25 protein-coding genes are annotated in these 22,395 nt (G+C 72.4%); 8 read left to right on the plus strand and 17 right to left on the minus strand.

Annotated elements, in window-relative coordinates:
• Positions 1-112: 112 nt before the first annotated feature.
• The 11 genes from N8J89_RS36050 to N8J89_RS36100 all read right to left on the minus strand — a co-directional run bounded on the left by N8J89_RS36050 (position 113) and on the right by N8J89_RS36100 (position 10,958).
• On the minus strand, positions 113-298 hold the full coding sequence (locus N8J89_RS36050; protein WP_283661405.1) for a hypothetical protein: 186 nt from the start codon (positions 296-298) through the stop codon (positions 113-115).
• Positions 299-316: 18 nt separating this feature from the next.
• The gene (locus N8J89_RS36055; protein WP_283661406.1) at positions 317-967 is read right to left on the minus strand and encodes a response regulator; all 651 of its coding nucleotides are present in this window, start codon (positions 965-967) and stop codon (positions 317-319) included.
• Between the two features lie 382 nt (positions 968-1,349).
• A complete protein-coding gene (locus N8J89_RS36060) occupies positions 1,350-2,207 on the minus strand; it encodes a class I SAM-dependent methyltransferase (RefSeq protein WP_283661407.1) in 858 nt (285 codons plus the stop codon).
• A 91-nt stretch (positions 2,208-2,298) separates the two neighbouring features.
• Complete coding sequence (locus tag N8J89_RS36065) at positions 2,299-2,523, minus strand: hypothetical protein (protein ID WP_283661408.1); 225 nt, start codon at positions 2,521-2,523, stop codon at positions 2,299-2,301.
• Positions 2,520-2,870 (minus strand): WhiB family transcriptional regulator, encoded by a 351-nt coding sequence (locus tag N8J89_RS36070; protein ID WP_449720845.1) that lies wholly within the window; start codon positions 2,868-2,870, stop codon positions 2,520-2,522. Before N8J89_RS36070 ends, N8J89_RS36065 begins: the two co-directional genes overlap by 4 nt.
• Positions 2,871-3,021: 151 nt before the next feature.
• A complete protein-coding gene (locus tag N8J89_RS36075) occupies positions 3,022-3,297 on the minus strand; it encodes a hypothetical protein (protein ID WP_283661410.1) in 276 nt (91 codons plus the stop codon).
• Positions 3,298-3,420: 123 nt separating this feature from the next.
• Positions 3,421-5,667, minus strand: a complete 2,247-nt coding sequence (locus N8J89_RS36080) for an ATP-dependent DNA helicase UvrD2 (protein WP_283661411.1) — start codon at positions 5,665-5,667, stop codon at positions 3,421-3,423.
• 4 nt (positions 5,668-5,671) lie between these two features.
• Positions 5,672-6,580 (minus strand): NAD(+) diphosphatase, encoded by a 909-nt coding sequence (gene nudC / locus N8J89_RS36085; RefSeq protein ID WP_283661412.1) that lies wholly within the window; start codon positions 6,578-6,580, stop codon positions 5,672-5,674.
• On the minus strand, positions 6,577-7,959 hold the full coding sequence (locus tag N8J89_RS36090) for a M16 family metallopeptidase (protein ID WP_283661413.1): 1,383 nt from the start codon (positions 7,957-7,959) through the stop codon (positions 6,577-6,579). The genes nudC and N8J89_RS36090 overlap by 4 nt, the downstream gene beginning before the upstream one ends.
• Positions 7,956-9,239 carry a M16 family metallopeptidase gene (locus N8J89_RS36095; protein ID WP_283661414.1) on the minus strand — a complete coding sequence of 428 codons (1,284 nt, stop codon included), beginning with the start codon at positions 9,237-9,239 and terminating at the stop codon, positions 7,956-7,958. The genes N8J89_RS36090 and N8J89_RS36095 overlap by 4 nt, the downstream gene beginning before the upstream one ends.
• 18 nt (positions 9,240-9,257) lie before the next feature.
• Positions 9,258-10,958, minus strand: a complete 1,701-nt coding sequence (locus N8J89_RS36100; protein WP_283661415.1) for a DUF2207 domain-containing protein — start codon at positions 10,956-10,958, stop codon at positions 9,258-9,260.
• 69 nt (positions 10,959-11,027) lie between these two features.
• Between N8J89_RS36100 and N8J89_RS36105 the strand changes: the two genes are divergently transcribed.
• Entirely contained in the window at positions 11,028-12,074 is a 1,047-nt protein-coding gene (locus N8J89_RS36105) for a neutral zinc metallopeptidase (protein ID WP_283661416.1), read from the plus strand.
• A 14-nt stretch (positions 12,075-12,088) separates the two neighbouring features.
• The gene (locus tag N8J89_RS36110) at positions 12,089-13,525 is read left to right on the plus strand and encodes a neutral zinc metallopeptidase (protein ID WP_283661417.1); all 1,437 of its coding nucleotides are present in this window, start codon (positions 12,089-12,091) and stop codon (positions 13,523-13,525) included.
• Between the two features lie 247 nt (positions 13,526-13,772).
• On the opposite strand, the gene N8J89_RS36115 is transcribed toward N8J89_RS36110, so the two are convergent.
• The 3 genes from N8J89_RS36115 to N8J89_RS36125 all read right to left on the minus strand — a co-directional run bounded on the left by N8J89_RS36115 (position 13,773) and on the right by N8J89_RS36125 (position 15,799).
• Positions 13,773-14,516: an ESX secretion-associated protein EspG gene (locus tag N8J89_RS36115; RefSeq protein ID WP_283661418.1), complete on the minus strand. Its 744-nt coding sequence runs from the start codon at positions 14,514-14,516 to the stop codon at positions 13,773-13,775.
• A 109-nt stretch (positions 14,517-14,625) separates the two neighbouring features.
• Complete coding sequence (locus tag N8J89_RS36120) at positions 14,626-15,075, minus strand: hypothetical protein (protein ID WP_283661419.1); 450 nt, start codon at positions 15,073-15,075, stop codon at positions 14,626-14,628.
• Between the two features lie 46 nt (positions 15,076-15,121).
• On the minus strand, positions 15,122-15,799 hold the full coding sequence (locus N8J89_RS36125; protein ID WP_283661420.1) for a DUF5666 domain-containing protein: 678 nt from the start codon (positions 15,797-15,799) through the stop codon (positions 15,122-15,124).
• A gap of 140 nt (positions 15,800-15,939) precedes the next feature.
• Here N8J89_RS36125 and N8J89_RS36130 point away from each other — a divergent pair, with 140 nt between their 5' ends.
• The 4 genes from N8J89_RS36130 to N8J89_RS36145 are packed head-to-tail and all read left to right on the plus strand — an operon-like array spanning position 15,940 to position 18,823.
• Positions 15,940-16,626, plus strand: coding sequence for a response regulator transcription factor (locus N8J89_RS36130; RefSeq protein WP_283661421.1), 687 nt, complete (start codon positions 15,940-15,942; stop codon positions 16,624-16,626).
• Positions 16,623-17,963, plus strand: coding sequence for a sensor histidine kinase (locus N8J89_RS36135; protein WP_283661422.1), 1,341 nt, complete (start codon positions 16,623-16,625; stop codon positions 17,961-17,963). The genes N8J89_RS36130 and N8J89_RS36135 overlap by 4 nt, the downstream gene beginning before the upstream one ends.
• A gap of 41 nt (positions 17,964-18,004) precedes the next feature.
• Positions 18,005-18,466, plus strand: coding sequence for a hypothetical protein (locus N8J89_RS36140; RefSeq protein ID WP_283661423.1), 462 nt, complete (start codon positions 18,005-18,007; stop codon positions 18,464-18,466).
• Positions 18,467-18,469: 3 nt separating this feature from the next.
• Positions 18,470-18,823, plus strand: a complete 354-nt coding sequence (locus N8J89_RS36145) for a hypothetical protein (protein ID WP_283661424.1) — start codon at positions 18,470-18,472, stop codon at positions 18,821-18,823.
• Position 18,824: 1 nt separating this feature from the next.
• Here N8J89_RS36145 and N8J89_RS36150 read toward each other — a convergent pair whose 3' ends face one another.
• Both N8J89_RS36150 and N8J89_RS36155 read right to left on the minus strand, forming a co-directional pair.
• Positions 18,825-19,892 carry a potassium channel family protein gene (locus N8J89_RS36150; protein WP_283661425.1) on the minus strand — a complete coding sequence of 356 codons (1,068 nt, stop codon included), beginning with the start codon at positions 19,890-19,892 and terminating at the stop codon, positions 18,825-18,827.
• Positions 19,889-20,680 carry a zinc-binding metallopeptidase family protein gene (locus N8J89_RS36155; RefSeq protein ID WP_283661426.1) on the minus strand — a complete coding sequence of 264 codons (792 nt, stop codon included), beginning with the start codon at positions 20,678-20,680 and terminating at the stop codon, positions 19,889-19,891. The genes N8J89_RS36150 and N8J89_RS36155 overlap by 4 nt, the downstream gene beginning before the upstream one ends.
• A gap of 62 nt (positions 20,681-20,742) precedes the next feature.
• Between N8J89_RS36155 and N8J89_RS36160 the strand changes: the two genes are divergently transcribed.
• On the plus strand, positions 20,743-21,114 hold the full coding sequence (locus N8J89_RS36160) for a DoxX family protein (RefSeq protein ID WP_502868370.1): 372 nt from the start codon (positions 20,743-20,745) through the stop codon (positions 21,112-21,114).
• Here N8J89_RS36160 and N8J89_RS36165 read toward each other — a convergent pair.
• Positions 21,108-21,668: a hypothetical protein gene (locus N8J89_RS36165; RefSeq protein WP_283661428.1), complete on the minus strand. Its 561-nt coding sequence runs from the start codon at positions 21,666-21,668 to the stop codon at positions 21,108-21,110. The two genes, N8J89_RS36160 and N8J89_RS36165, sit on opposite strands and share 7 nt — an antisense overlap.
• 183 nt (positions 21,669-21,851) lie before the next feature.
• On the opposite strand from N8J89_RS36165, the gene N8J89_RS36170 reads away from it, so the two are divergent.
• Positions 21,852-22,382 (plus strand): hypothetical protein, encoded by a 531-nt coding sequence (locus N8J89_RS36170; RefSeq protein ID WP_252482258.1) that lies wholly within the window; start codon positions 21,852-21,854, stop codon positions 22,380-22,382.
• The last annotated feature ends 13 nt before the right edge of the window (positions 22,383-22,395 follow it).

Here is a 22,395-nt window from a genome sequence, read left to right on the forward strand (position 1 = left end):
GCAGCGGGAGCGGCTGAGCGCCGGGCGACTCCGTGCGGTGCGGTCCCGGGCCGGTGGGGCAGGTGGTGCTGGGTGGGCTGGCTGGCCGAGGAGGGCTGGGTCCGGGGCAGGATCACCAGTACTCGTCGGGCAGTTTGCCCTCGATGTCGCGCACGTGGGCGCGTGCGCAGTCGGGGCACAGCCAGCGGGTGCCGCGGGTGGTGCGTTCCGCGGACCAGGCGAGGCGGACGGCTGGGTTGGCGTCTTGGTCTTGCCGGTGGCCGCAGCGGATGCACATCGGTGTGTCGGGCTCACCCATGTGCCTGACGGTAGCGCCTCAGCCGACCAGCGCGGCGTCGTGGGCGATGAGGGCGGCCTGGACCCGGTTGTCGCAGCGGAGCTTGGTCAGCATGCGGCTGACGTGGGCCTTGATCGAGCTCTCGCTCAGGCACATCACCCTGGCGATCTTGGCGTTGGCCATGCCCTTGGCGACGTGCACCAGCACCTCGCGTTCCCGCTTGGTCAGGGCGCGGACCCGGTGCGAGGCGCGGTCCCTGCGGTCGGCCTCGGCGCCCGCGACGTGGTCCACCAGGCTGCGGGTGGCCGCCGGGGACAGGATCGCGTCGCCGGCCGCGACCACCCGGACCGCGTTGACCAGTTCCTCCGCGCGGCCGGTCTTGGGCAGGAAGCCGACCGCGCCCGCGCGCAGGGCCGGGAGCAGCAGGTCGCCGGCGGCTGGGGCGGCGAGCATGACCACCCTGGTCACCGGTGAGTGGCGGCGGATCATCCGGAGCGCGGCCAGCGCGTCCGTGCCGGGCATGACCGCGTCGAGCAGCAGCACCCTGGGCCGGTGGGTGCGCACCAGGTCGACCGCGCCGGGGCCGTCCTTGGCCTCGCCGACCACCACGATCTCGGTCGCGCGGTCCAGCACGCCGCGGACGCCGGTGCGGATCAGGAGCTCGTCATCGGCGATGCCTACCGTGATCAAACCCGTGCGTTCAGTTGTCGGGACACTGGATCGCTCCGATGTGTTGTCTCCTCGATGAACTGGCGCTGTTCTTGTCATCAGCGTCATCTCTGCACCCCTACAGATTTTCTTGCCTGTGGACAGGTCTCCGAATCCCATAGATCGGATGGGTTAGTCTGACTGGAATCCTGACTGACTGGCTAGTCATCCAGTCGGCCGAGTCCGCTCAACGTGCCGGAGTGGCGACGAACAGTGACGGCGGGGCCGCTTGCCGAACCGTTACCGAGGCCTTCGGCGGGTTTACCGACGGGTCTTCTCGGTATGCACCCGATCGGCCGTGCGCGGCACGGCCGGACGGCTGTCGTTCGACTGGGCCGAACCCGGAGCGCGGTGGCGGGATTGGTCAGCTGGGGGCGGAGCCCAGGTGCACGGTGTCGCCTGCCAGCCAGTAGGTGTCCTCGCGGTTGGCGACGTAGGCATCGTCGGCCGGGTCGAGCAGGCGGAGCAGGGTGGTGCGGTCGGTTTCGGACAGGGCGTCGATGGTGACGTCCTTGAGCCAGTTCAGGCGGTGCACCACGGCGGCGCGCAGGGACTCGGGCAGCGGGGCCGGGTGGTCGGTGATGAAGCTGCGGGCGGTGACGCCGGTCAGGCCCGCCTTGGCCAGGACCAGGTTCCAGCCGTAGGGCAGCGGGACCGCGCCGTCGAGGTCCTGGCGGAGGCGGCAGAACCAGGCGTCGCGGGTGGCGGCCAGGCGTTCTTCCAGGCCAGGGATGCCAAAACCGAGGTCCCAGGGCAGCACGCGGATGGGCAGGCCGCCCTCGACCATGGCCAGGGTGCCGCCGGGGCGGAGCAGTGCGGCCAGGTCGTCGACGGCTCGCTGCTGGTCGGGCAGGTGGTGCACGACCCGGCTGGCCCAGACCAGGTCGGCGCGGGGCAGGGTGGCCAGCACCGCCGGGTCGGCCAGGTCGCCGGGGACCTTCTCGATCTTCACCACGGCCGGGTCGATATCGGACTGGGCGTGGGTGGCGGCCACGCGCAGCAGTTCTTCCTTGGTGTCGAAGAGCACCAGGGTGCCGCCGCCGCGGGCAGCCAGCGCGCGGGCCAGGTGCGCGGACATGCCGCCCGCGCCGCAGCCGATGTCGAGCACGACCTCGGTGGACCCGGTGACCAAGGATTCAGCCAGGGTGCGGTGGGTGTGCGCGGTCAGCTCGTCGTGCTGGCGGAGGCGGGCCAGCCACTCGCCACTGTCGTAGTCGGCCATATGAAAACCATACCCATTAACGCCGACAGGCGTTGCTCCACGGGGAAGCAACGCCTGTCAGGGGTTGTCGGAGTAGGGATCGGGGTGGGCTTCAGGACGCGGAGAACCTCTCCGCGCGGCGGGCCGCCCACCTGGACAGCGTCCGCCACCGGCGTGCCGAAGCCAGCTCGCAGGCAAGCCTGCGTTCGGCCGACACCCGTTGGGCCTCCTGTATTCGTACCTTCGACAGTTCTTCGTACAGATGCATCGTCTTGAATCCTCGGCTCGGTCGTTCGATGTTCATGATCAGGAAGGTGGCATCGCCGCTGGAGTTCACGCCGCCGCCTCCTCAGTACCGGTCGCGACCTGGGTCGCGGAGGTCTCGACGCGGTCGGTCTTGCGCGGACGGCCGCGAGGCCGCTTCTTCGCGATGACCACACCGCGCTCGAAGATCTCGCCGCCCCAGACGCCCCAGGGCTCGCGGCGGGTCAGCGCACCGGCCAGGCACTCGGCGAGCACCGGGCAGCCGGCGCAGAGACCCTTCGCGGCTTCGAGGTCGGCGGGGGTGTCGGCGAACCACAGGTCGGGGTCGTTGACGCGGCAGGGCAGGTTGAGACCTGCGCCTGACGCGTCGTCCAACAGGTCAGTCACACCGGCGGAGGTGTCCCAGCCGGTAGGGGCCACGTCGCGAGTCGACGGAGCAGTGACGGTAAACAAGGTTTTCTCCTTCAGTACCAACGGTTTTGTGCTGGTTTTCTGGGTGGGACGACAAAAAGGCCGCGGTCCCTGGTGGGGGGTCCGCGGCCTCGAGAGGTCGGTCATTCCTGACCTGGGGTCAGGGACTTCTCTCCAACGCGGACGTACGACGCTCATCGGTGTTCGGCACATCGACGGCAGCCGGGATCAGGGTGGTAACGGTGGCGGGGGTCCAGGCAGCGAACACACCGGTCCCCTGGAGCTGGACATAACGCGGGGCGGCAAGGCCGACCCTCGCATTCACGCCGAAGCCAGCGCCCTTGAAGACGCCGTTACCATTGATGCCGTGGCCAGACGGGCCGAATTCTCCGGTCAAGGGGTGGGCCGGAGTACCGATGATCATCAGTTTCTTCACGACGTCCACCCCCTTCCCCAGTAGGCGAGACCGAGTCTCGCGGGCTCGGGGCTCTTCGCACCCGGCTGTTGCAGGTTATTGCTGAGTCCTACGGGCATGCAACCGCTTTTTACAAAATGCTTCTCAACTGCCCGATCGTGTGTCTTCCCCGTGGTCAGACGATTGCGCGCCGTGCACGAGCGCGAGCACGTCGGCGCCGAAGCGGGTCAGCTTGGTGGCGCCGATCCCGGAGATCGACACCAGCGCCGCGTCGTCGGCGGGCCGCTGTTCGGCGATCGCGGTGAGGGTGGCGTCGGTGAAGACCACATAGGGCGGGACCTTGAGTTGCTTGGCCCGCGCACCCCGCCAGGCGAGCAGTCTGGCGAGCAGCTCTTCGTCCACAGTGGACGGACATCCAGCGCACCGGCCGAGCTTGATCGCGGTGGTGCCGACCAGCGCGCCACCGCAGCCGCGGCACCCCGGTTTGACCGGTTGCCGAGACAGTGTGTTGCCGGACACAGCCCTGGCCGGCAGGGCGGCCGGATGGTCCTCCGGCATCAGCCCGTTGAGGAAGCGGCTGCGCCGCCGGTACCGCTTGCCGCCCTCGGCCCGCGACAGCGCCCAGGACAGCCACAGGTGCTCGCGGGCCCGGGTGATGCCGACGTAGAACAGCCGCCGCTCCTCCTCGATGGCCGCGAGGTCGGCGGCCGAGTCGCCGATGGCGTGCTGGATCGGCAGCGTGCCCTCGACCAGGCCGACCAGGAACACCGCGTCCCACTCCAGGCCCTTGGCCGCGTGCATGGAGGCCAGGGTGACCCCGGCGACGGTGGGCGGGTGCTGGGCCTCGGCGCGGGCCTCGAGCTCGGCGGAGTAGCGGCGCAGGTCGGCCTCGGGCAGGGCGGTGAGCAGCTCGTCGGCGACGCCGACCAGGCCGGAGAGGGACTCCCAGCGTTCGCGGGCGGCGCCGCCGGCGGGGGGCTGGGGGGTGAGGCCGAGGGGGGCGAGGACCTGGCGGACGACGCTGATCAGGTCGAAGGAGGCGGCAGGGCGGGGCGGGGGTGCGGCTTCAGCGGAGGGCGGGGCGGGCGGGGTCTGCGCGGAGTGGTGTGGGAAGGCGGCGTCGACGGGGTGGGGTGGGAACTCGTCGTCGGCGGAGCGGGGGCGGGGGCGGGTGAGCACCGCGGCGCGGATGGCCTGCATGGCCTGGCGGACCTCGGGGCGGTTGAAGAAGCGCTCGCCGCCGCGGACCAGGTACGGGATGTCCGCTTCGGTGAGGGCCTGTTCGTAGACCTCGGACTGGCCGTTGACCCGGAACAGCACCGCGATCTCGCTGGCTGGCACGCCCGCCTTCATCAGCTTGCCGATGCGGCGGGCCACCGCGCGGGCCTCGGCCGGTTCGTCGTCGAACTCGGCGAAGTGCGGCCTGGGGCCCTTGGGGCGCTGGCCGATGAGCTTGAGGCGGGAGCCGCTGGGGCGGTCGCGGGCGGCGCTGATCACCTGGTTGGCCAGGGAGACGACCTCGGGGGTGGAGCGGTAGTCGCGTTCCAGGCGGACGATCACCGCTTCGGGGTAGCGGCGGGGGAAGTTCAGCAGCCAGTGCGGGGCGGCGCCGGCGAAGGAGTAGATGGTCTGGTTGGCGTCGCCGACCACGGTGAGGTCGTCGCGGCCGCCGAGCCAGGCCTCCAGCACGCGCTGCTGGAGCGGGGTGACGTCCTGGTACTCGTCCACCACGAAGCACCGGTACCGGTCGCGGAACTCGGTGGCGACCTCGGGGTGTTCCTCGAAGACCGCGGCGGTGTGCAGCAGGTAGTCGTTGAAGTCCAGCATCCGGGCTTCGGACTTGAGCTTCTCGTAGGTCTGGTAGACCGTGACGATCTGCTCGGCCGCGGCGGGCAGGTCGCGGGTGGCCTTGGCCGCGGCGGCCGGGTAGTCGACCGGGGCGACCAGCGAGGACTTCGCCCAGTCGATCTCGCCTGCCAGGTCGCGCAGCATCTCGGTCTCGGTGGACATGCCCGCGCGGCGGGCGGCCTGGGCGATGGCCCGCATCTTGCCGTCGATCAGCTGCCACGGGTCGCCGCCGATCACCCTCGGCCAGAAGTAGCGCAGCTGCTTCATGGTGGCGGCGTGGAAGGTGCGGGCCTGCGCCTGGTGCACGCCCAGCTCGCGCAGCCGGGTGCGCATCTCGCCGGCGGCGCGGCTGGTGAAGCTGACCGCGAGCACCTGGCCGGGCGCGACCAGGCCCCGGTGCACCAGGTAGGCGATGCGGTGGGTGATGGTGCGGGTCTTGCCGGTGCCCGCCCCGGCCAGCACACAGACCGGACCCCGTGGAGCCTCTACCGCCGCGCGCTGTTCCGGATCCAGTCCCGCAAGAAGCGTCTCGGCGTCACCCACCGCCTCATCCTCGCATTGCCGCCCAGCTGTCCAGCATGCGGCGCGCGATGGAGGTCTCCGGCGGCAGCCGCAGCCCCGGGATCTCGCCGTCGTTGGCGATGGCCTCGCGCACCTCGTCCCGGTGCACCCACATCGCTTCCTCGATCTCGCCCTCGGCCGGGGTCAGCGTGGCGCCGGGGTCGGCCAGCGCGGCGAAGCCGACCATCAGCGAACGCGGGAACGGCCACGGCTGGCTGGCCAGGTAGCGCACGTCGCGCACCTTGACGCCGACCTCCTCGGCGACCTCGCGCACCACACAGGCCTCCAGCGACTCGCCGGTCTCCACGAACCCGGCCAGCACCGAGTAGCGCTCCGGCGGCCAGATCGGCTGGCGGGCCAGGATGACCTGGTCCGCGCCGTCGTGCACCAGGCAGATCACCGCCGGGTCGGTGCGCGGGTACTCCTCCCGGCCGCAGCCGGTGCAGCGGCGCGCCCACCCGGCCCGTTCGGGCTTGGTGGCCGCGCCGCAGCGCGCGCAGTAACCGGAGTTCCGGTGCCAGGACAGCAACCCGACCGCGGTGGTGAACAGGCCGGCGTCGGTGTCGTCGAGCAGGGCGCCGGACATCCGGAGGTCCTGCCAGTCCTCGTGTTCCAGCCCGTCCCCGGCGGGCACGGCCCAGTAGGAGCGGCCGTCCTGGGTGCCGAGCAGCACCGCGGTGTCCCCGGGTTCGGGCGAGTGCTCGACTGCGGCGCGGTACCGCAGCGCCGCACCGCCTTCGAGCAGCTCGACCCGGCCCCGGCCGTCCACCACGAGCAGCTGCGCCTCGCGCCAGAGTTCGGCGAGGCGGGCCGGGTCGTCCCGCAGCAGGTCGTCGCGATCGACGGTGGAGCGGGACAACGCGGGCAGCCGGTCGAGCTGGAACTCCTGGGTCACGGCAGGACAACACCGCCGAGCGCGCCCATTGTTCCGGCCAGCGCGTCCGCATCGCCCACCACGACACCGGTCCAGGCGTCCGGGGCGAAGAACTCGCGGGCCGCCTCGGCCACCTCCTCGACCGTGACCTGGGCCAGCCTGCGCTGGTGCGCGCGCAGCCAGTCGAAGTCCAGCCCGAAGGCGGTCAGCGACAGCAGCGTGTTCGCCAGCCCGGCCTGGGATGCCTCGGCGATCAGCTGCATGCCGATCAGGTAGTTGCGGGCGGAGTCCACCTCGGCCTGGGTCGGCGGCGAGACCACCATCCGGCCCAGCTCGTAGCGGATCTCCAGCAGCGCGGCGGCGCTGACGTCGCTGGCGGTGTCGGCGTCCAGCAGCAGGGTGGCGTTGCCGGGGGTGTACTCGAAGGCGGAGCGGGCCGAGTAGGTGAAGCCCTTGTCCTCGCGGATGTTCTCCACCAGCCGGGAGGAGAAGTAGCCGCAGTACACCAGGTTCGCCAGCTGCAACGCGGCGTACTTCTCGTGCCCGCGCGGCACGGCCTGTGTGGACAGCCGGAACTGGGACTGCACGGCCCCGGCCCGGTGCACCAGCCGCAGGTCGCCGCCCTTGAGCTCGGGCAGTGCGGGCAGCGGGGTCGCGCTGCCCTCGCCGCGCCAGCCGCCGAGCTTGTCCGCGACCAGCTCGATCATCTTGTCCGGGTCGACATCGCCGACCAGCACCAGGATCGAGCCGCGCGGCAGCAGGTTGCCCCGGTGCAGCGCGCGCACCTGCTCGGCGGAGACCTCGGCGACGTCGGAGTGCAGCGGCACCTCCTTGGTGAAGGGGTGGTCGCCGTAGCGGTGCTTCTGCAGCGCCTCGCGGGCGATGGTGCCCGGTTCGCTGCGGGCCAGCGCGATCGCGTTGACCAGCCGCTCGCGCTCGCGCAGCAGCTCGTCCTCGGGGTAGCTCGCGCCGGTGAGCAGGTCGCCGAGCACGTCCAGCTGCACGTCCAGCCCGCTGGCCAGGCCCTCGCCGCTGAAGGAGAGCCGCTCCGGGTCGACGGTGGCGCTGATCGAGGAGCCGACCAGGGCCAGCTCGTCGGCGATCTCCAGGCGGCTGCGCCTGGCGGTGCCGGTGGTCACGGTGGCGGCCAGCAGCTCGCCGACGGCCGGGTGCTTGGGATCGGCGCCGGCGAAGGGCACGAACAGCCGCATGCCGACCAGCGGCACGGTGGCCCGCCTCGCGGCCACCACCCGCAGGCCGTTGTCCAACGTTGTGTCCACAATGGACACTTCGGTGGCCACGTTCTGCTCGCCCAGCGGCGGCAGCGGGCGCGGCCCGAGCTCGGTGCGGCCGATCTCTTCAGCCGTGCGGAAACGACGCTCCACAGTGGACTCGGTCACTGGTCTCCTCCGGCGTTGAGCACGAGCACGGCGCGGGAGTCGGGGCGCAGCGCCTTGGCCGCGGTCACCACGTCCTCCTCGCTGACCCCGGCGATCCGCCGCGGCAGTTCGCTGATCAGCTCGGCCCGCCCGAACAGCAGCTCGGCTGCGCCCAGGGCGAGGGTGCGCGACATCAGCCGGTCGTGCTCGGAGTACAGCGCGGCGGCCCAGCGGGCCTCCACCCTGGCCAGCTCGTCGGTGTCCGGGCCGTCGGAGGCGAGCCGGTGCAGCTCCTCGTCCAGCGCGCCCAGCACCCTGGAGACGTCCACAGTGGACGGGTGGATGGCGGTGACGGTCAGCGTGTCCGGGTCCCGCGCGTCCAGCGCGCTGCCCAGCAGGCCGCACCGGGCGCCGACCTCGACCACAAGCTCCTCGTCCTGGGTCATCCGGCGCTGCAACCGGGAGGAGTCCCCGTCGGTGAGCAGCGCGGTGAGCACCACGTAGTTGAGGTAGGAGTCCAGGTCGGTGGACGGGTCGGGCAGCCGGTAGCCGACCGCGACGCCCGGCAGGGTGGCGTGGGAGTCGGTGTACTCCCCGCGCAGCTCGCCCTGCGGGAACGGCTCGGCGAAGGACGGCCGCACCGGCACCGGGCGGGCCGGCACGTCGCCGAAGTGCTTGCCCACCAGGTCGATCGCCTCGGCCAGCGCGAAGTCACCGGCGACGGTGAGCACCGCGTTGCCAGGGGCGTAGAAGGTGTCGAAGAAGGTCGCGCAGTCCTGCAGGCTCGCCTGCTCCAGGTCGGAGAAGTCCCCGTAACCGTTGTGCGCGTTGGCGAAGGTGGAGTACAGCACCGGCGGCAGGGTGATCCACGGGAACCCGCCGTAGGGCCGGTTCAGCACGTTGAGCCGGATCTCCTCCTTGACCACGTCGACCTGGTTGCGCAGGTTCTCCTCGGTCAGCTTGGGCGCGCGCATCCGGTCGGCCTCCAGGAAGAGCATGCGCTCCAGCGCCGCGGAGGGCGCCACCTGGAAGTAGTCGGTGTAGTCCGGATGTGTCGAACCGTTGAACACCCCGCCGGAGCCCTGGACGTGCCGGAAGTGGGCGAGTTTCTCCAGGCTTTCGCTGCCCTGGAACATCAGGTGCTCGAACAGGTGCGCGAAACCGGTCCGGCCCTCGGGCTCCGATCGGAAGCCCACGTCGTAGTGCACGCTGACACACACCACGGGAGCCGTGCGATCAGGCGCGAGCAGAACGCGCAGCCCGTTGGCGAGAGTCACCCGGTGCAGCTGGGGATCTGACATGACGTAAGACTACGGGCCTCAGCGCAGCGCGCGCAGGTGCCCGGCCTCGGCCAGCACCCCGTCCACCGCGGCCAGGAACAGCGGGAAGTGCGCCGCGAACCGCCGGAGGTCGGGCGTGGACTCCTCCCCTTCGGCCGACTCCCCGTACCAGTAGAGGCCGGGGGTGCCGTCGGCGTCGGACTCCAGGGTGGCGAAGGCGCGCAGCCAGCGGTCGGTCTCGCCGAGCACCACCGCGTAGGGCAGCGAGCGGGAGAAGACCATCTCGCGGTCGGCCGGCGGGATGTCGTCCACCTGGACCGTGTGCAGGTAGCCGCGCAGGCCGCGGACCTGGGCCAGCAGCGCGCTGCCCCGGCGGGTGCGGGCGGGCATGGAACGGGCGCCGACGGCCAGCGCGATGCCCGCCACCACGACCGCGAGGCCGAGCACGGCGTAGGTGGTGGTGAAGGCCAGCACCAGGGTGGCCGCGATGCCCGCGCCGGTCAGGCCGAGACCGACCCACCACCAGCGGGTGCGCTCGGTGTCCGGGCGGCGGGTGAACCACTGCCGCTCGACCACGTCGGTGTAGAGCGCGTCGCGCACGCCGGTCAGGTCCAGGCCGCCCTGGCCGCGCAGCTGGGAGAGCAGCACCTGCTCGCGGTCGCCGGTGAACAGGGTGTCGTAGACGGCCCGCTCGTAGTCGGTGAGGTAGTCATCCGGCGGGTTGCGGCGCACGATCCGCCAGTTGGCCACACCGCTGCCGCCGTGGATCTCCTCGATCCACAGGTAGTTGCGCACCGCGAGGTCGACCACGGTGGCGGAGACGTCCACGACGTCGACGTGCTCGTCCACCACGGTGCCGACCTGGCCGGGCAGCACGCCGTCGGGGGAGGCGAAGCTGACCCGCTGCTGCTCGTCCGCGAGCAGCACCTGCACCGGGCCGACGTCGCTGGCCAGCGCCTTGGCGTCGCGGCCGCGGGCGAACCAGAGCAGGCCGACGCCGCCGAGCAGCAGCAGCGCCAGGCCGCCGAGCCCGGCCAGGGTGACCGGGGTGAGCGCGAAGGCCTTGGCCAGCGTGGAGCCCTGGTCGAAGCGGGCGTTGGCCGGCACGGTGCCCGCCTCCAGGCCGACCGCGAGGTCGATCCGCTCGCCCTGCTTGAGGCCGATGTTGCGGGCCGAGGCGGCCTCGCCGGCGACCACCTGGGCGTTGGTGCACAGGGTCGCCGAGCCGGGCGCGCCGGCCAGGCAGGTGACCGAGGTGGGCGGCTTGGGCGAGACGAAGCTGATCTCGACCGAGTCGACGTCGGCGCTCCAGCCGCCGGAGACCTGCCAGCGCACGTCCTGGGTGTCGCCGGAGTCGCTGACCGCGCCCTCGACGGTGTAGGTGACCGTGGACTGGCCGCCCTCCAGCCGCAGGGTCAGCTCCTCGGCGTTCTGCTCGACCCGGCCCTTGCCCTCGACCTTGGCCCCGCTCACGGTGAACACCCGCTCAACCGCGTCACCAGCGCCGATGCGCAGCGGGACGGTCCGGCTGACGCTCTGGCCTTCCGGCACCGCGACCCGTTCGGTCACACTGAGCTTGCCGTCCCGTTCCAGCCGGAGGGACACCTCGGCGGCCACTGTGCCGGGCAGTCCCTGCGGGCCGGTCGGCTCACCTCCGCCCGAGGGTGGCGGGGGCACAGCGAGGAACGCGACAGGTGCCAGCACGGCCGCGGAGAGCAGAGCGCCCCAGTTCGTCAACACGGCAGCGGAGGATAGCGGCATCGACCTATGCTTCGGGGCATCGAGTGGGAAAAGAGGGGTGAGCACGCGATGACGGCGCCTTCAGGGCCGGGTCAGCCGCCGGAGCACGGCGGGAGCGCGGGCTCGGGCTACCCCGCGTACCACGACCCGTATCCGGCCTACGCCGACTACTCCGGCTACCTCGACCCGGAGCCGCCGAAGCCGCCGCGCCGCCGCAAGAACTCGCCGCTGACCATCCTGCTGGTGCTGGTCGTGCTGGTCGGGTCGGTGGTGGTCTACGCGAAGGTGACCGCGAACAACGCGGCCGAGCCGGACACCTCGGCCCAGTCCTCGCCGAACAGCCCCGGCACCACCGCGGCCCCCGGCTCCACGCAGCCCTCGCCCGCCCCGCTGCGGCCGCGGCCGACCCGCAAGCTGGAGGACCACCCGCTGATGGTCGACGGCGGCAAGCTCGCCTTCGCCCAGTGCGACCTGCCCAAGATCGGCCGGGCCACCGACCAGCTGCGCGCCTACTACCTGGCCGGGCTCGACTGCCTGCAGCGCGCCTGGACGCCACTGCTGGAGGCGGCGAACCTGCCCACGCACAAGGTCGAGCTGGACACCTCGGCCGACATCACCGAGACCGCCTGTGGCAAGGCGGACAAGGACGAGCAGTTCGTGGCGATGTACTGCTCGCGGAACTCGATGATCTACATGCCGACCAAGCGGCTGCTGCGGGTCTACGGCACCAGCTCGCCCGGCGGGCACCTGGCCACGCTGGCGCACGAGTACGGCCACCACGTGCAGTCGCTGAGCGGGATGCTGGCCGCGGCCGGGCAGAAGCAGGAAGAGGCCGGGGAGGGGACCCCGGGGTCAGCGGAGTTGTCCCGCCGCCTGGAAATGCAGGCAAACTGCTTCGCGGGCATGTTCCTTGCCGCTACGGTCGGCCGCGGCACCGTGACCAAGGCGCTGGCCGACAAGGCGGTCAACGACTTCCGGCAGGCTGACGACTCCCCCGACAGCCAGTCCAGTCACGGCACCGGCAAGAACCAGGGAGCCTGGGCCAAGCGGGGTTACGCGTCCGGCAACGCGAAGGACTGCAACACCTGGGCGGCCAAGCCCGCAGACGTGAAATGAGCTGAGCACCGAGCATGACCACGCCGCCTCCCCCCGGCTCGTGGCCGCCACCGGGACCCGGACCGCAGCCCGGTCCGCGCGCCGGCTGGCCACCGCCCGCGCCGGTCGCCCCACCGCCGCGCCCCGCCCCGGTCGCCCCGCAGGGCACCCGCCGGATGCCGCCGCCCGGCGCGGTGCAGCCGCCGCCGATGCCCTCGGGCCCGCAGCACCGCCCGCCGATGCCGACCGGCCCGCAGGGCAGGCCGCCCGGCCCACCGCCCGGTGGTCCGCGCCCGCCCGGTCCGCCGATGGGTCCGCCCATGGGCGGGATGCCCGGTGGCGGGTTCGCGCCGCCGCCGCGCGCGGTGATGCCGCCGCCGATGGCCGCCCCGCACAGCGCGCCACGCCCCGGCGGTCCCGGTGGCCCTGGTGGGCCGCCCCCGCCGTGGCTGCCGCCGCAGCAGGCCTGGCCGATCGGCTTCCCGCCGCCGCGCCGGAAGTCCTCCGGCCCGGTGGTCGCGCTGGTGCTGGTGGGCGCGCTGGTGCTGGGTGTCGGCCTGGTCGCGATCGCGATCGGCAGCAGCCGGCGGACCTCGGTCGCCGAGCCCGGCTACACCTTCCCGAGCTACACCGGCCTGGCCCGTCCCACCGGTCGCAGCACGACCACCACGACGACGACCACCACCGGCAGCACCTCGGGCCGGTTCACCACCACCCGCGCCAGCACCTCGACCAGCAGCGCCCCGCCGCAGCCCCGCCCGGTGCCCAGGCTCAAGGACAACCCGCTGCACCAGGTGGGCAAGCCGGTCGCGCCGGCGAACTGCAACCTGCCCGCGTTCAAGTCCAGCCCGGAGGCGCTGCGCGCCTTCTACGGCGCGGCGGTGAAGTGCATGCACGAGGCCTGGGCCCCGGTGATGCGCGCGGCGAACCTGCCGGATGACCCACCGGGCCTGGAAGTCGTGGTGGGCAAGGACAACAGCCCGTGCAGCTCCGGCGGCTACTCCAGCGGCGCGTTCTACTGCGGGCGCAACCACACGATCTACATGAACGCCAGGGTGGAGCGCAACGACGGCCAGAACGTGCAGGCCGGTCCGAGCCTGGGCGTGATGGCGCACGAGTACGGCCACCACGTGCAGTCGATGAGCGGCATCCTGGGCGCCGCCTGGGACCTGATGTACGACGCGGGCCAGACCTCGGCCACCGGCCTTGAGCTGTCCCGCCGCAAGGAGCTCCAGGCCAGCTGCTTCGCCGGCATGTTCCTGGCCGCCGCCTCCGGCCGCGCCTCGGTCAACCGCAACCTGGCCAACGCGGCCATCGCCGACCTCGGCCAGCGCGGCGACTGGCCGAACAACAAGCGCCCCCGCGACCACGGCTCCCCCGGCAACAACAAGGCCTGGGCCAACCACGGCGCCAAGTTCAACAACAGCCGCGACTGCAACACCTGGGACGCCAAGTCCGACATCGTGAGCTGACCAGGCAAGAGACCCAGCGACAACTTGCCGCGTTGGGAGGCGTGGCGCGCCAGCGACACGCTGGGCTTTTTGACCCAGCGACGGGTTTGATTTTTTCGCGTCGTGCGTTCGTGCCCCCGACACTCCGAAGCTTGCTTCGCGTGTGCCGGGGGCACGAACGCACGACTCAGGAGCGAAAAAATCCCGCGCGCGGAGCGCGCCAATGTCACAGGCCTGAAAACCCAGCCCCCAGTCCCAGCCTCAGCCCCTAGTCCCACCCCAGCGTCCGCGCCAGGTCCGCCAGCATCCGCTGCACCTGCGCCGTCACCCTGGCCGGGTTCCCGGGCGCGACCGTCGTCCACGACGACCCGTCGTAAGTCCCCCGCTGCTCCAGCAGGTACCGCCCGCGCTCGGTGTCCAGGAAGCTCACCGTGTGCGCCGCCAGGTGCCGCCGCCCGGCCCGATCCCGCATGGCCGCGGCGAACTGCCCGCCGCCGATGATCCCGCTGAGCATGTGCCCCAAGGCTTCCGCGTCAGCGGGCCGGACCCGGCGGGCGCGCAGGGCGGCGGTCAGGTCCTCGGTTCCGGTGTAGGCGCGGCCGCAGGCCTCGTCGAAGACGGCGCTGGGCACGCTGACCGAGCGGCCGGGGCCGCCGCGCAGAGCAGGGGCGACCGAGACGATCAGGCGGGGCAGGGCGGTGCCGAAGGCCGGGCGCAGGCGGATGAGGTGGTCGGTGCGGATGGCCAGCAGGCCGGCGTCGCCGGAGGCCACCGCGACCGCCCACACCTCGGGCTGCCGGGAGACCTGCACGGTCACCTCGCGCTGGGCGCCTGCCAGCAGGCGCAGCGCCGGGACCAGGTCGTCCTCCGGCGGCGCGGGTGGTCCCTGCCGGGCCGGGCCGGGCGGGCCGGCCAGTGCGGGCGGTGGCGCGCCCAGGTCCAGCCGTTGCCAGGTCAGGGCGAACTGGCGCGGGTCGAGTCTGAGTTCGGCGCGGCGCGTTCCCGCGGTCACGGCAACGTCCCCATGAGGCTGCCCCTCTCCGCTGTGTTGCGACGGTGCGGAGGGTGAGACGGGAAACGGGACGTGCGGGTTCCCGATGAACGAGGTTCCCTGTGCGGACCTATGAACGGCGGGGCATCGGCAGCCGGACCCGGAGCAGGAAGCCGTAGAGCGCGCCCGCGACGCAGGCCAGGGCGAGCAGCACCGAGCTGAGCCTGCCCGCCAGCCCGTTGCCGGTCGGCGTCGCCCCGGCGGGCAGCACCACCAGCTCGCCGGCGGCCACCGGCACGGGCAGGGCGACCCGCAGGGTCTCGCCCTGGCGGTGGCCGCAGCCGTCCAGCTTGGCCTGGCGCTTCTGGCCGTCGACCTCCAGCTCGACCACGTCCTGCGCGGCCTGGCCAGTGCACGGCGATGAGGTGACCACGACCGCGCTGACCTCGCGGGTCCGCGCCTGCGGCGGGGTGTCGCCGAGCAGCGGACGCAGCCAGACGACCAGCGCGGTGCCGAGACCGACCAGCCCGACCGCGAGCAGGATCAGTCCCCAGCGCACGGGAGCGGGTCGGGGAGCCACCCTGCCGATGGTGGCAGAAGGCTCCCCGTACCGGTCAACCGGCGCGCTACCGCTTGGCCGGGACCTGGCGCAGCCGGTCGGCCTTGAGCACCGCGCCGCTCTCCACCGCGTCGCCGCGCACCGCGACCACGTCGCCCACCTTGGGCTTGTCCTGGATGCCGGAGAGGTCGACGGCCTGGGCCAGTCCGGTGCGGGCCAGCACGGTGGCGCGGTCGCCGTCCAGCTTGGTCACGGTGCCGGTGAGGTGCGCCTTCGGCACGGTGACCCGCAACGCCTTGTTGTCCTTGGTCACCCGGACCGCGACCCGGTGGCCCGGCTTGAGACCGGTCAGCTCGGCCACGCCGTTGCCGTGCACCCTGGTGCGCGCGTCCGCCTCCACGGTCACCTCGCCGCCGCCGTCCCTGGTGACGGTGAGCTTGCCGGTCTCCACCGACTTCACCGTGCCGAGCAGCACGGTGGTGCCCTCCTGCTGGCGGCGCTTGTCCTTGGGGCCTTTGGCCGGGTGCGCGGCGGCCTCGGCCGCGACCGGCTCGGCGGCCAGCCGGACCTCGCCGGCGGGCTGGGCCTGGCCGGTGAGGCCGCCGAGCAGCACGGCCCCGATCGCCGCGCCCGCCACGCCGACCACCGCGACCACGCCGAGCGCCTTGAGCCCCTTGCGGCGGGGTGGCGCGGTCTCGGCTGACGGCTGTTCCGGGACGGGCACGATCAACGGCTCCTGGTTCACGGTTCCTCCACGACGGCTGTGCGCACCTGCGGCTGGTGCGCGATCCGCCAGCAGACGCTCCTCGCCGAAGCTGAACCCAGCCTGAAACACCCGGTTCGGGGTGGGCACCTTCAGCCATGCTTCAGCCTGGTGGGACCACAATGGGACCGGTGAGCACCGCTGCACGAGTTCTGCTCGTCGAGGACGCCGAGGCCATCCGGGTCGCGGTGGCCTCCGCGCTGTCCGCCGCCGGGTACGCCGCCGAGGCCAGGCCGGACGGCCGCACCCTGGAGGCGGACCTGGAGTCCTTCCGGCCGGACCTGGTCATCCTGGACGTGATGCTGCCGGGCCGGGACGGGTTCGCGCTGCTGGACGTGGTGCGCAGCCGGTGCGACTCGGCGGTGGTGCTGCTGACCGCGCGGGACGGCGTGCACGACCGGGTGCGCGGGCTGCGCGGCGGCGCGGACGACTACGTGGTCAAGCCGTTCGAGCTGGCCGAGCTGATCGCGCGGGTGGGCGCGGTGCTGCGGCGGCTCAACCGGGTGCCCTCCACCACCCAGATCGCCGACCTGGTGATCGACGCCGACGGCGGCATCGTCTCCAGGGGCGGGGCGAACATCGAGCTGACCGCGACCGAGCTGCGGCTGCTGTCCTACCTGGCCGCCCAGCGCGGGCGGGTGGTGAGCAAGACGCAGATCCTCACCGCGGTGTGGGGCTATGAGGACTACGACGCGAACCTGGTCGAGGTGCACGTGAGCGCGCTGCGCCGCAAGCTGGAGGCGCACGGGCCGCGACTGCTGCACACCGTGCGCGGCCTGGGCTACGTCCTGCGCGCGAACGAGCCGTGACCGGCGCCGAGCCGCGACCGCTGCGCACCGGCTCGCTGCGGCTGCGGGTGTCCTGGGCCTCCTTCGGCGTGTTCGCGCTGGCGGTCATCGCGCTGATCGTGCTGGTGGACTGGCGTTTCGGCGTGCAGTCGACCAGGGAGCTCAAGGACCGGATGCAGGCGCGCGGGGACCTGGTGGTCAGCGCGGCCCGGGACTACCCGAGGGACAACCAGTACCTGGCGGTCAAGGCCACCGGCAACGGCATCCGCGGCACCGTGGTGCTGCCCAACGGCCAGGAGTTCCACGGCCCCAACCTCGGCGAGCTGGTCGACCCGGTGCGGGTGGAGCGGCAGCTGCCCGGCAAGCGCAAGCTCATCATGGTCGCCGACCGCACCGAGACCAGCGCGGCCCAGCGCAGGCTGCGCCAGCTGCTGACCCTGCTCGGCGTGGGCACCCTGCTGATCGCGGCCCTGGTGCAGGCGCTGGTGATCCGGCTCTCGCTGCGCCCGCTGGACCGGATGACCAGCCTGGCCCGCTCCATCGCCGGTGGGCACCGCGGCGGCAGGCTGGCGCCGACCAAGCGGAACACCGACATGGGCCGCTCCGCCGCCGCCTTCGACGAGATGCTGGACGCCCTGGAAGGCGCGGAACGGCAGGCGCGGGAGTCCGAGGAACGGGTGCGCCGGTTCCTGGCCGACGCCGCGCACGAGCTGCGCACCCCGCTGGCCGGGGTGCAGGCCGCGGCCGAGGCGGTGGTGCAGAGCAGCCCGGAGACCAGCTTCGAGGAGCGGGAGCGGCTCAACGTGCTGATGGCGCGGGAGGCCAGGCGGGCCAGCAGGCTGGTGGAGGACCTGCTCTCCATCGCCAGGATCGACGAGGGCCTTGAGCTGCGCTGGGAGCCGGTGGACCTGCTGGCGCTGGCCCGCTCGGAGGCCGAGCGGATCCGGCTGCTGGCCAACCACGTGCAGGTGGTGGTCGCGGGCACGCCCGCGGTGGTCTCCGGGGACACCGACCGGCTGGCCCAGGTGCTGGCCAACCTGCTCGGCAACGCCCGCCGCTACTCCGAGCGCGGCGGCGTGGTCACGGTGCAGGTCGGGCAGCACGGACCGTGGGCCTACGCCGAGGTCGCCGACGCCGGGCCGGGGGTGCCGCCGGCGGACCGGGAGCGGATCTTCGACCGGCTGGTGCGGCTGGACTCGGCGCGGGACCGGGGCTCAGGCGGGGCGGGGCTCGGCCTGGCGATCGCGCAGGGGATCGCGCGGGCGCACGGCGGCAACCTGGAGTGCGTGGAACCGCCGCCGGGTCAGCCGGGGGCGTTGTTCCGGCTGCTGCTGCCGATCCGCCCGGCGGAGCTCTGAACGCGGTTGCGCTGAATTCTGAAAAAGTTCAGAATGGACTCATGGCGACGACCGAGGTGCAGTGGAGCGATCTGCAGCGTGACCCGAAGAGTGTCGCGGCGCTCGCCGACGAGGGCGAGGTTCGCGTCCGGCGACGTGACGGCGTGCCCTTGCTGCTGACCCGCGAGGACCGGTCCCAGTCCGCCGCCGACGGCGCGGTCACGGCCGCGCGGGCGCTGCGCAACGTGCTGTCCCACCTGCCGCGCGAACTGGCCGCCAAGGCGCTGCTGGAGGAGTTCCCCTGGGTGGATGTGCTGCCGGAGGAGGAACAGGCGCAGTTCGCCATGGACTTCGCCAGGGCGTTCCAGGCATCCGCGGAGCTCGGCCAGTGGGCGGTGCTGGCCCAGACCGTTCTGGAATGGCGCAACACCGCGATGGTGCACGCCGATCCCGAGTTGGCGAAGAAGCTCTCCGGACCGTTCGTAGGTGACTTCGGCGCGGTGCCCGCACCGACGGACTGCTGAGCCGTGGCGGCCAAGAAGGGCGATCGGGTGCCACCGCCCGCCCCGCCTGGCGGCTGGGAAGCGCGGTTCGCCAACGCGGACGCGGCCAAGGGCTGGGAAGAGCTGTGCCGGTGCGCGCGGTCGAACACCTGGGAAGCCTGGATCGTGCTCACCGAGCGACCGACCACACCCGAGAATCCCCAGCGCCAGCACCGGCTCAAGGGTCAGTACGGCACCGCGCAGGTCAACGGGCAGGCGCTGGAGCAGTGGCAGTACGAGGTCACCTCGGGCGGGCGCATCTGGTACTGCCCCGCCCCGGACCGGCGAGTGGTCTGGGTGACCTACGCCAGTCCGAGGCATCCCAAGGCGACCGGCTGACTCACTCCGGGCCGGCCGGGGTGACCTTCTTGACGTACAGCAGCCGGTCCCCGGTCTCGATCGCGTCCGCCTCGGGCGCGTCCACCCGGTACAGCTGACCGCCGCGGACCACGCCGAGCACGATGTCGGAGATGTGCCGGGGCGAGCCGCCGATCTCGCTGGGCTCCACGTCGCGTTCGGCGATGGCCAGGCCGGCGTCCGGGGTGAGCAGGTCCTCGAACATCTCCACGATGGACGGGGTGGTGGTGGCCATGCCGAGCAGGCGGCCGGCCGTCTCGCTGGAGACCACCACCGAGTCGGCGCCGGACTGGCGGAGCAGGTGCACGTTCTCCGCTTCCCGGACCGAGGCGACGATCTGGGCCTTGGGGGCGAGCTCGCGGGCGGTCAGGGTGACCAGCACCGCGGTGTCGTCCCGGTTGGTGGCCACCACCACGGCCTTGGCCTGCGGCACGCCCGCGATGCGCAGCACGTCGGAGCGGGTGCCGGAGCCGTGCACGGTGACCAGCTTCTGCTGGGTGGCGGCTTCCAGGGACTCGTGCTCGGTGTCGACCACCACGATCTGGCTGGGGTCCACCCCGTCGCCGAGCAGCGCGCTGACCGACGAGCGGCCCTTCGTGCCGTAGCCGATGACGACCACGTGGTCACGCACGTTGGCCCTCCACTTCTGGATCTTGAAAGCCTGGCGGGAGCGCTCGGTGAGCACTTCGAGGGTGGTGCCGACCAGCACGATCAGGAAGAGCACCCGGAGCGGGGTGATCACCAGGATGTTGGTCAGCCGGGCCGAGTCCGAGACCGGGGTGATGTCGCCGTAGCCGGTGGTGGACAGCGACACGGTGGCGTAGTAGATGGAGTCGAGCAGGGTCAGCCCATTCTCGTCCACGTCCCGGTAGCCGTGGCGGTCCAGGTACACGATGACCACCGTGATGGCCAGCGCGATGGACGCGCCGATCACCCTGGTGACGATCGAGCGCACCGGACCGCGGCCGCCCTCGGGGATCCTGATGACCCCCACCAGGTCGTGGTCAGGACGGTCGGTCAGCTGGCTCACCGACCACCGACGCCGGATCATGCGGCACTCCCCCGATCGGTCAGGCCGGGCGCGCGGGCGCCGGCGGTGCGCACCAGTGTGGCGAGTGCCTCCGCGTGCCCGTGCAGCGAGGCCAGGTCCACCCGCTCGTCCGCGCCCGGACCCGGTCGCGCGGTCAGCGGCGGCAGGGCGGGCAGCGGCCGTGCGCCCAGCGCGGTGCTCAGCAGCGGAGCGGCCTGCGCGCGCACCGGTTCGGCGGCGCCGCACAGCACCAGGTCGGCCGCCAGCTCCGCCGGGTACTCCCCGAGCAGCTCGTACAGGCTGGCCGCGGAGGGCAGGCCCGCGCCGTCGGCGAGCAGCCGCAGGCCCACCTCGGGCGCGCGGCGGCCGGTGGCGGCCAGGTGCGCGCGCACGCCCAGCCGCAGCGCGGCGGTCCGGCCGCGGCCGCCGCGCACGCCGAGGCCGTGCAACTGGCCCTCGCGCACGGTCGGCTCGAACGGCGGGAACCGCCAGTCGGCCAGCGCGGCCGGGGCGGGCACGTCGTGGTGGGTGTAGAGCAGCAGGGTCGGCGCGCCGGGATCGGCTGGCCACTCGGCGTACACCGAGGGCACGCCGCGCAGGTCCCAGCGGCGGATCCGCGGCCAGCCGTCGCGGTCCAGGCGCAGGGCCAGCGCGTCGGCGGAACGGGTCACATCGGTGCGGTGCGCCGGGTCGGCGCTGATCGCGGGGATGGTCGTCCAGTCACGCAGGTCCGCCAGGAAGGTCTCGGCCAGGGCCTTGACCGCCTGTGCTTTGGCGGCACCCGCGCCCGGATGGTGGTCGTCGGTCACGGCGAAGCAGGCTAGGGCATCGGCGCGGACGGCCGCCGCCGACACGACCTATGCTCACCGGCATGAAGCGTGCCAAGGCCGCGGTTGTGCTCGCCGGGTTCCTCAGCGGGATGGGCGCGCTGCACTTCGTCCACCCGAAGCCCTTCGACGAGCTGGTGCCCAAGGCACTGCCCGGCGGACCCCGGACCTGGACCTACCTGTCCGGGGTCGCCGAGCTGGCGGTGGGCGCGGCGGTGGCCGTGCCGAAGACCCGCAGGCTGGGCGCGCTGGCCGCCGGCGCGCTGTTCGTCGCGGTGTTCCCGGCCAATGTCAAGATGGCCTGGGACTGGCGGCACAAGCCGCTCAAGCAGAAACTGGTCGCCTTCGGCAGGCTGCCGCTTCAGGTCCCGCTGGTGCTGTGGGCACTGCGGGTGCGCCGCAACGCCGGTCAGTAGTAGAGGACGTCCCAGTGCGGCGGGTTGGCCTCACGGGTGTAGATGTTGCCGGCCGCTGACACCCACTGCTCCACGCCGAAGGTGGGCTGGCGCTGGGTGAAGCTGCGCCGGATGTAGCCCTCCACGCAGTCCGCGCGGCGGATGTCGACCTTGTAGCCGTTCCAGTGCGAGTAGGTGCCGCTGCCGTGCCCGGTCTCGGTGCCGCCGGTGAGGTGCACGGCGCAGCCGCTGGCCCGCTTGAGCGTGATGACCTGGTCGATGGTGCCGGAGTAGATCTGCTCGAAGGAGGTGCAGCTGGGGTCGAGCCGGTTCGAGCAGTTGCCACTGGAGGACCAGGTGATCCCGGCCGCGCGCAGCCGGGCGGTCGCGGTGGCGTGACTGATCTTGACCCCGCTCCTCGGCTCCGCGGGCAGGTCGAACCCGGCCAGTCGAACGTGCTCAGGGGTGCGCTGTTCGGTGGACGGGACGGCGGTGGCCGCGGCGGTCGGGGCGGTGAGCAGGCCGATGGCCGACACGGTGACGGCTAACAGGCCTCCGAGAATTTGTGTACGCATGGGTCTCCTAAATCGCAGGGGAGCGAAACCATGCGCCACCGAATGGTTGGTTGGTAACAAGTTGACCGAGAGATAAGAAAAAACCCTCCATCCAGGGCAACCCATTGCGCGGAATGGACGAAAACGGTGCTCGGCCAGGCGGCCGCCGCACCGATCAACGACCGATCGGCCTAGGATGCCGGGGTGCCGCCACTCCAACACGCCGCTTCGGCGCTCGGCTGGCACGGCGTGGTCATCCCCGATGTCGCCGTGCTGGGCCAGCAGGTGTCCGCGGTGGTCCGCGTCCTGGACCACGTGCACCAGTGGCGCACCGAGCACGGCTGGCCGCCGGAGCCGGACCCGTCCTGGTTCCGCTCCTGGTTCGAGCCGGACTTCCACGACCAGATCCCGGTGCCCGCGGTGGAGCTGCTGGGCGTGCTGGTGATCGAGTCCTCGGTGGAGTCGGCGCTGAACTCCTGCGGCACCCTGATGACCCTGGCCCCGTGCGCGGTGGTGCTGCCCGCGCCGCAGCCCGCGGACGCCTGGCCGCTGATCGAGCTGGACTACTACGGCATCGGCGTGGTCACCGCGGACACCGACGGCGCGGACGTGCTGATCGCGCCGGAGGACCGCTCGCGGGAGTTCGGGCCCTCGCTGTTCGGCCGCTGGTTGCAGGAAGTGCTCTACGAGCAGGCGCTGAAGCTGACCACGCAGACGGTGCGCACCCGCAACTGAGTCCGGGAGCCCT

The sequence above is a fragment of the Crossiella sp. CA-258035 genome, assembly GCF_030064675.1.
GTDB lineage: Bacteria > Actinomycetota > Actinomycetes > Mycobacteriales > Pseudonocardiaceae > Crossiella.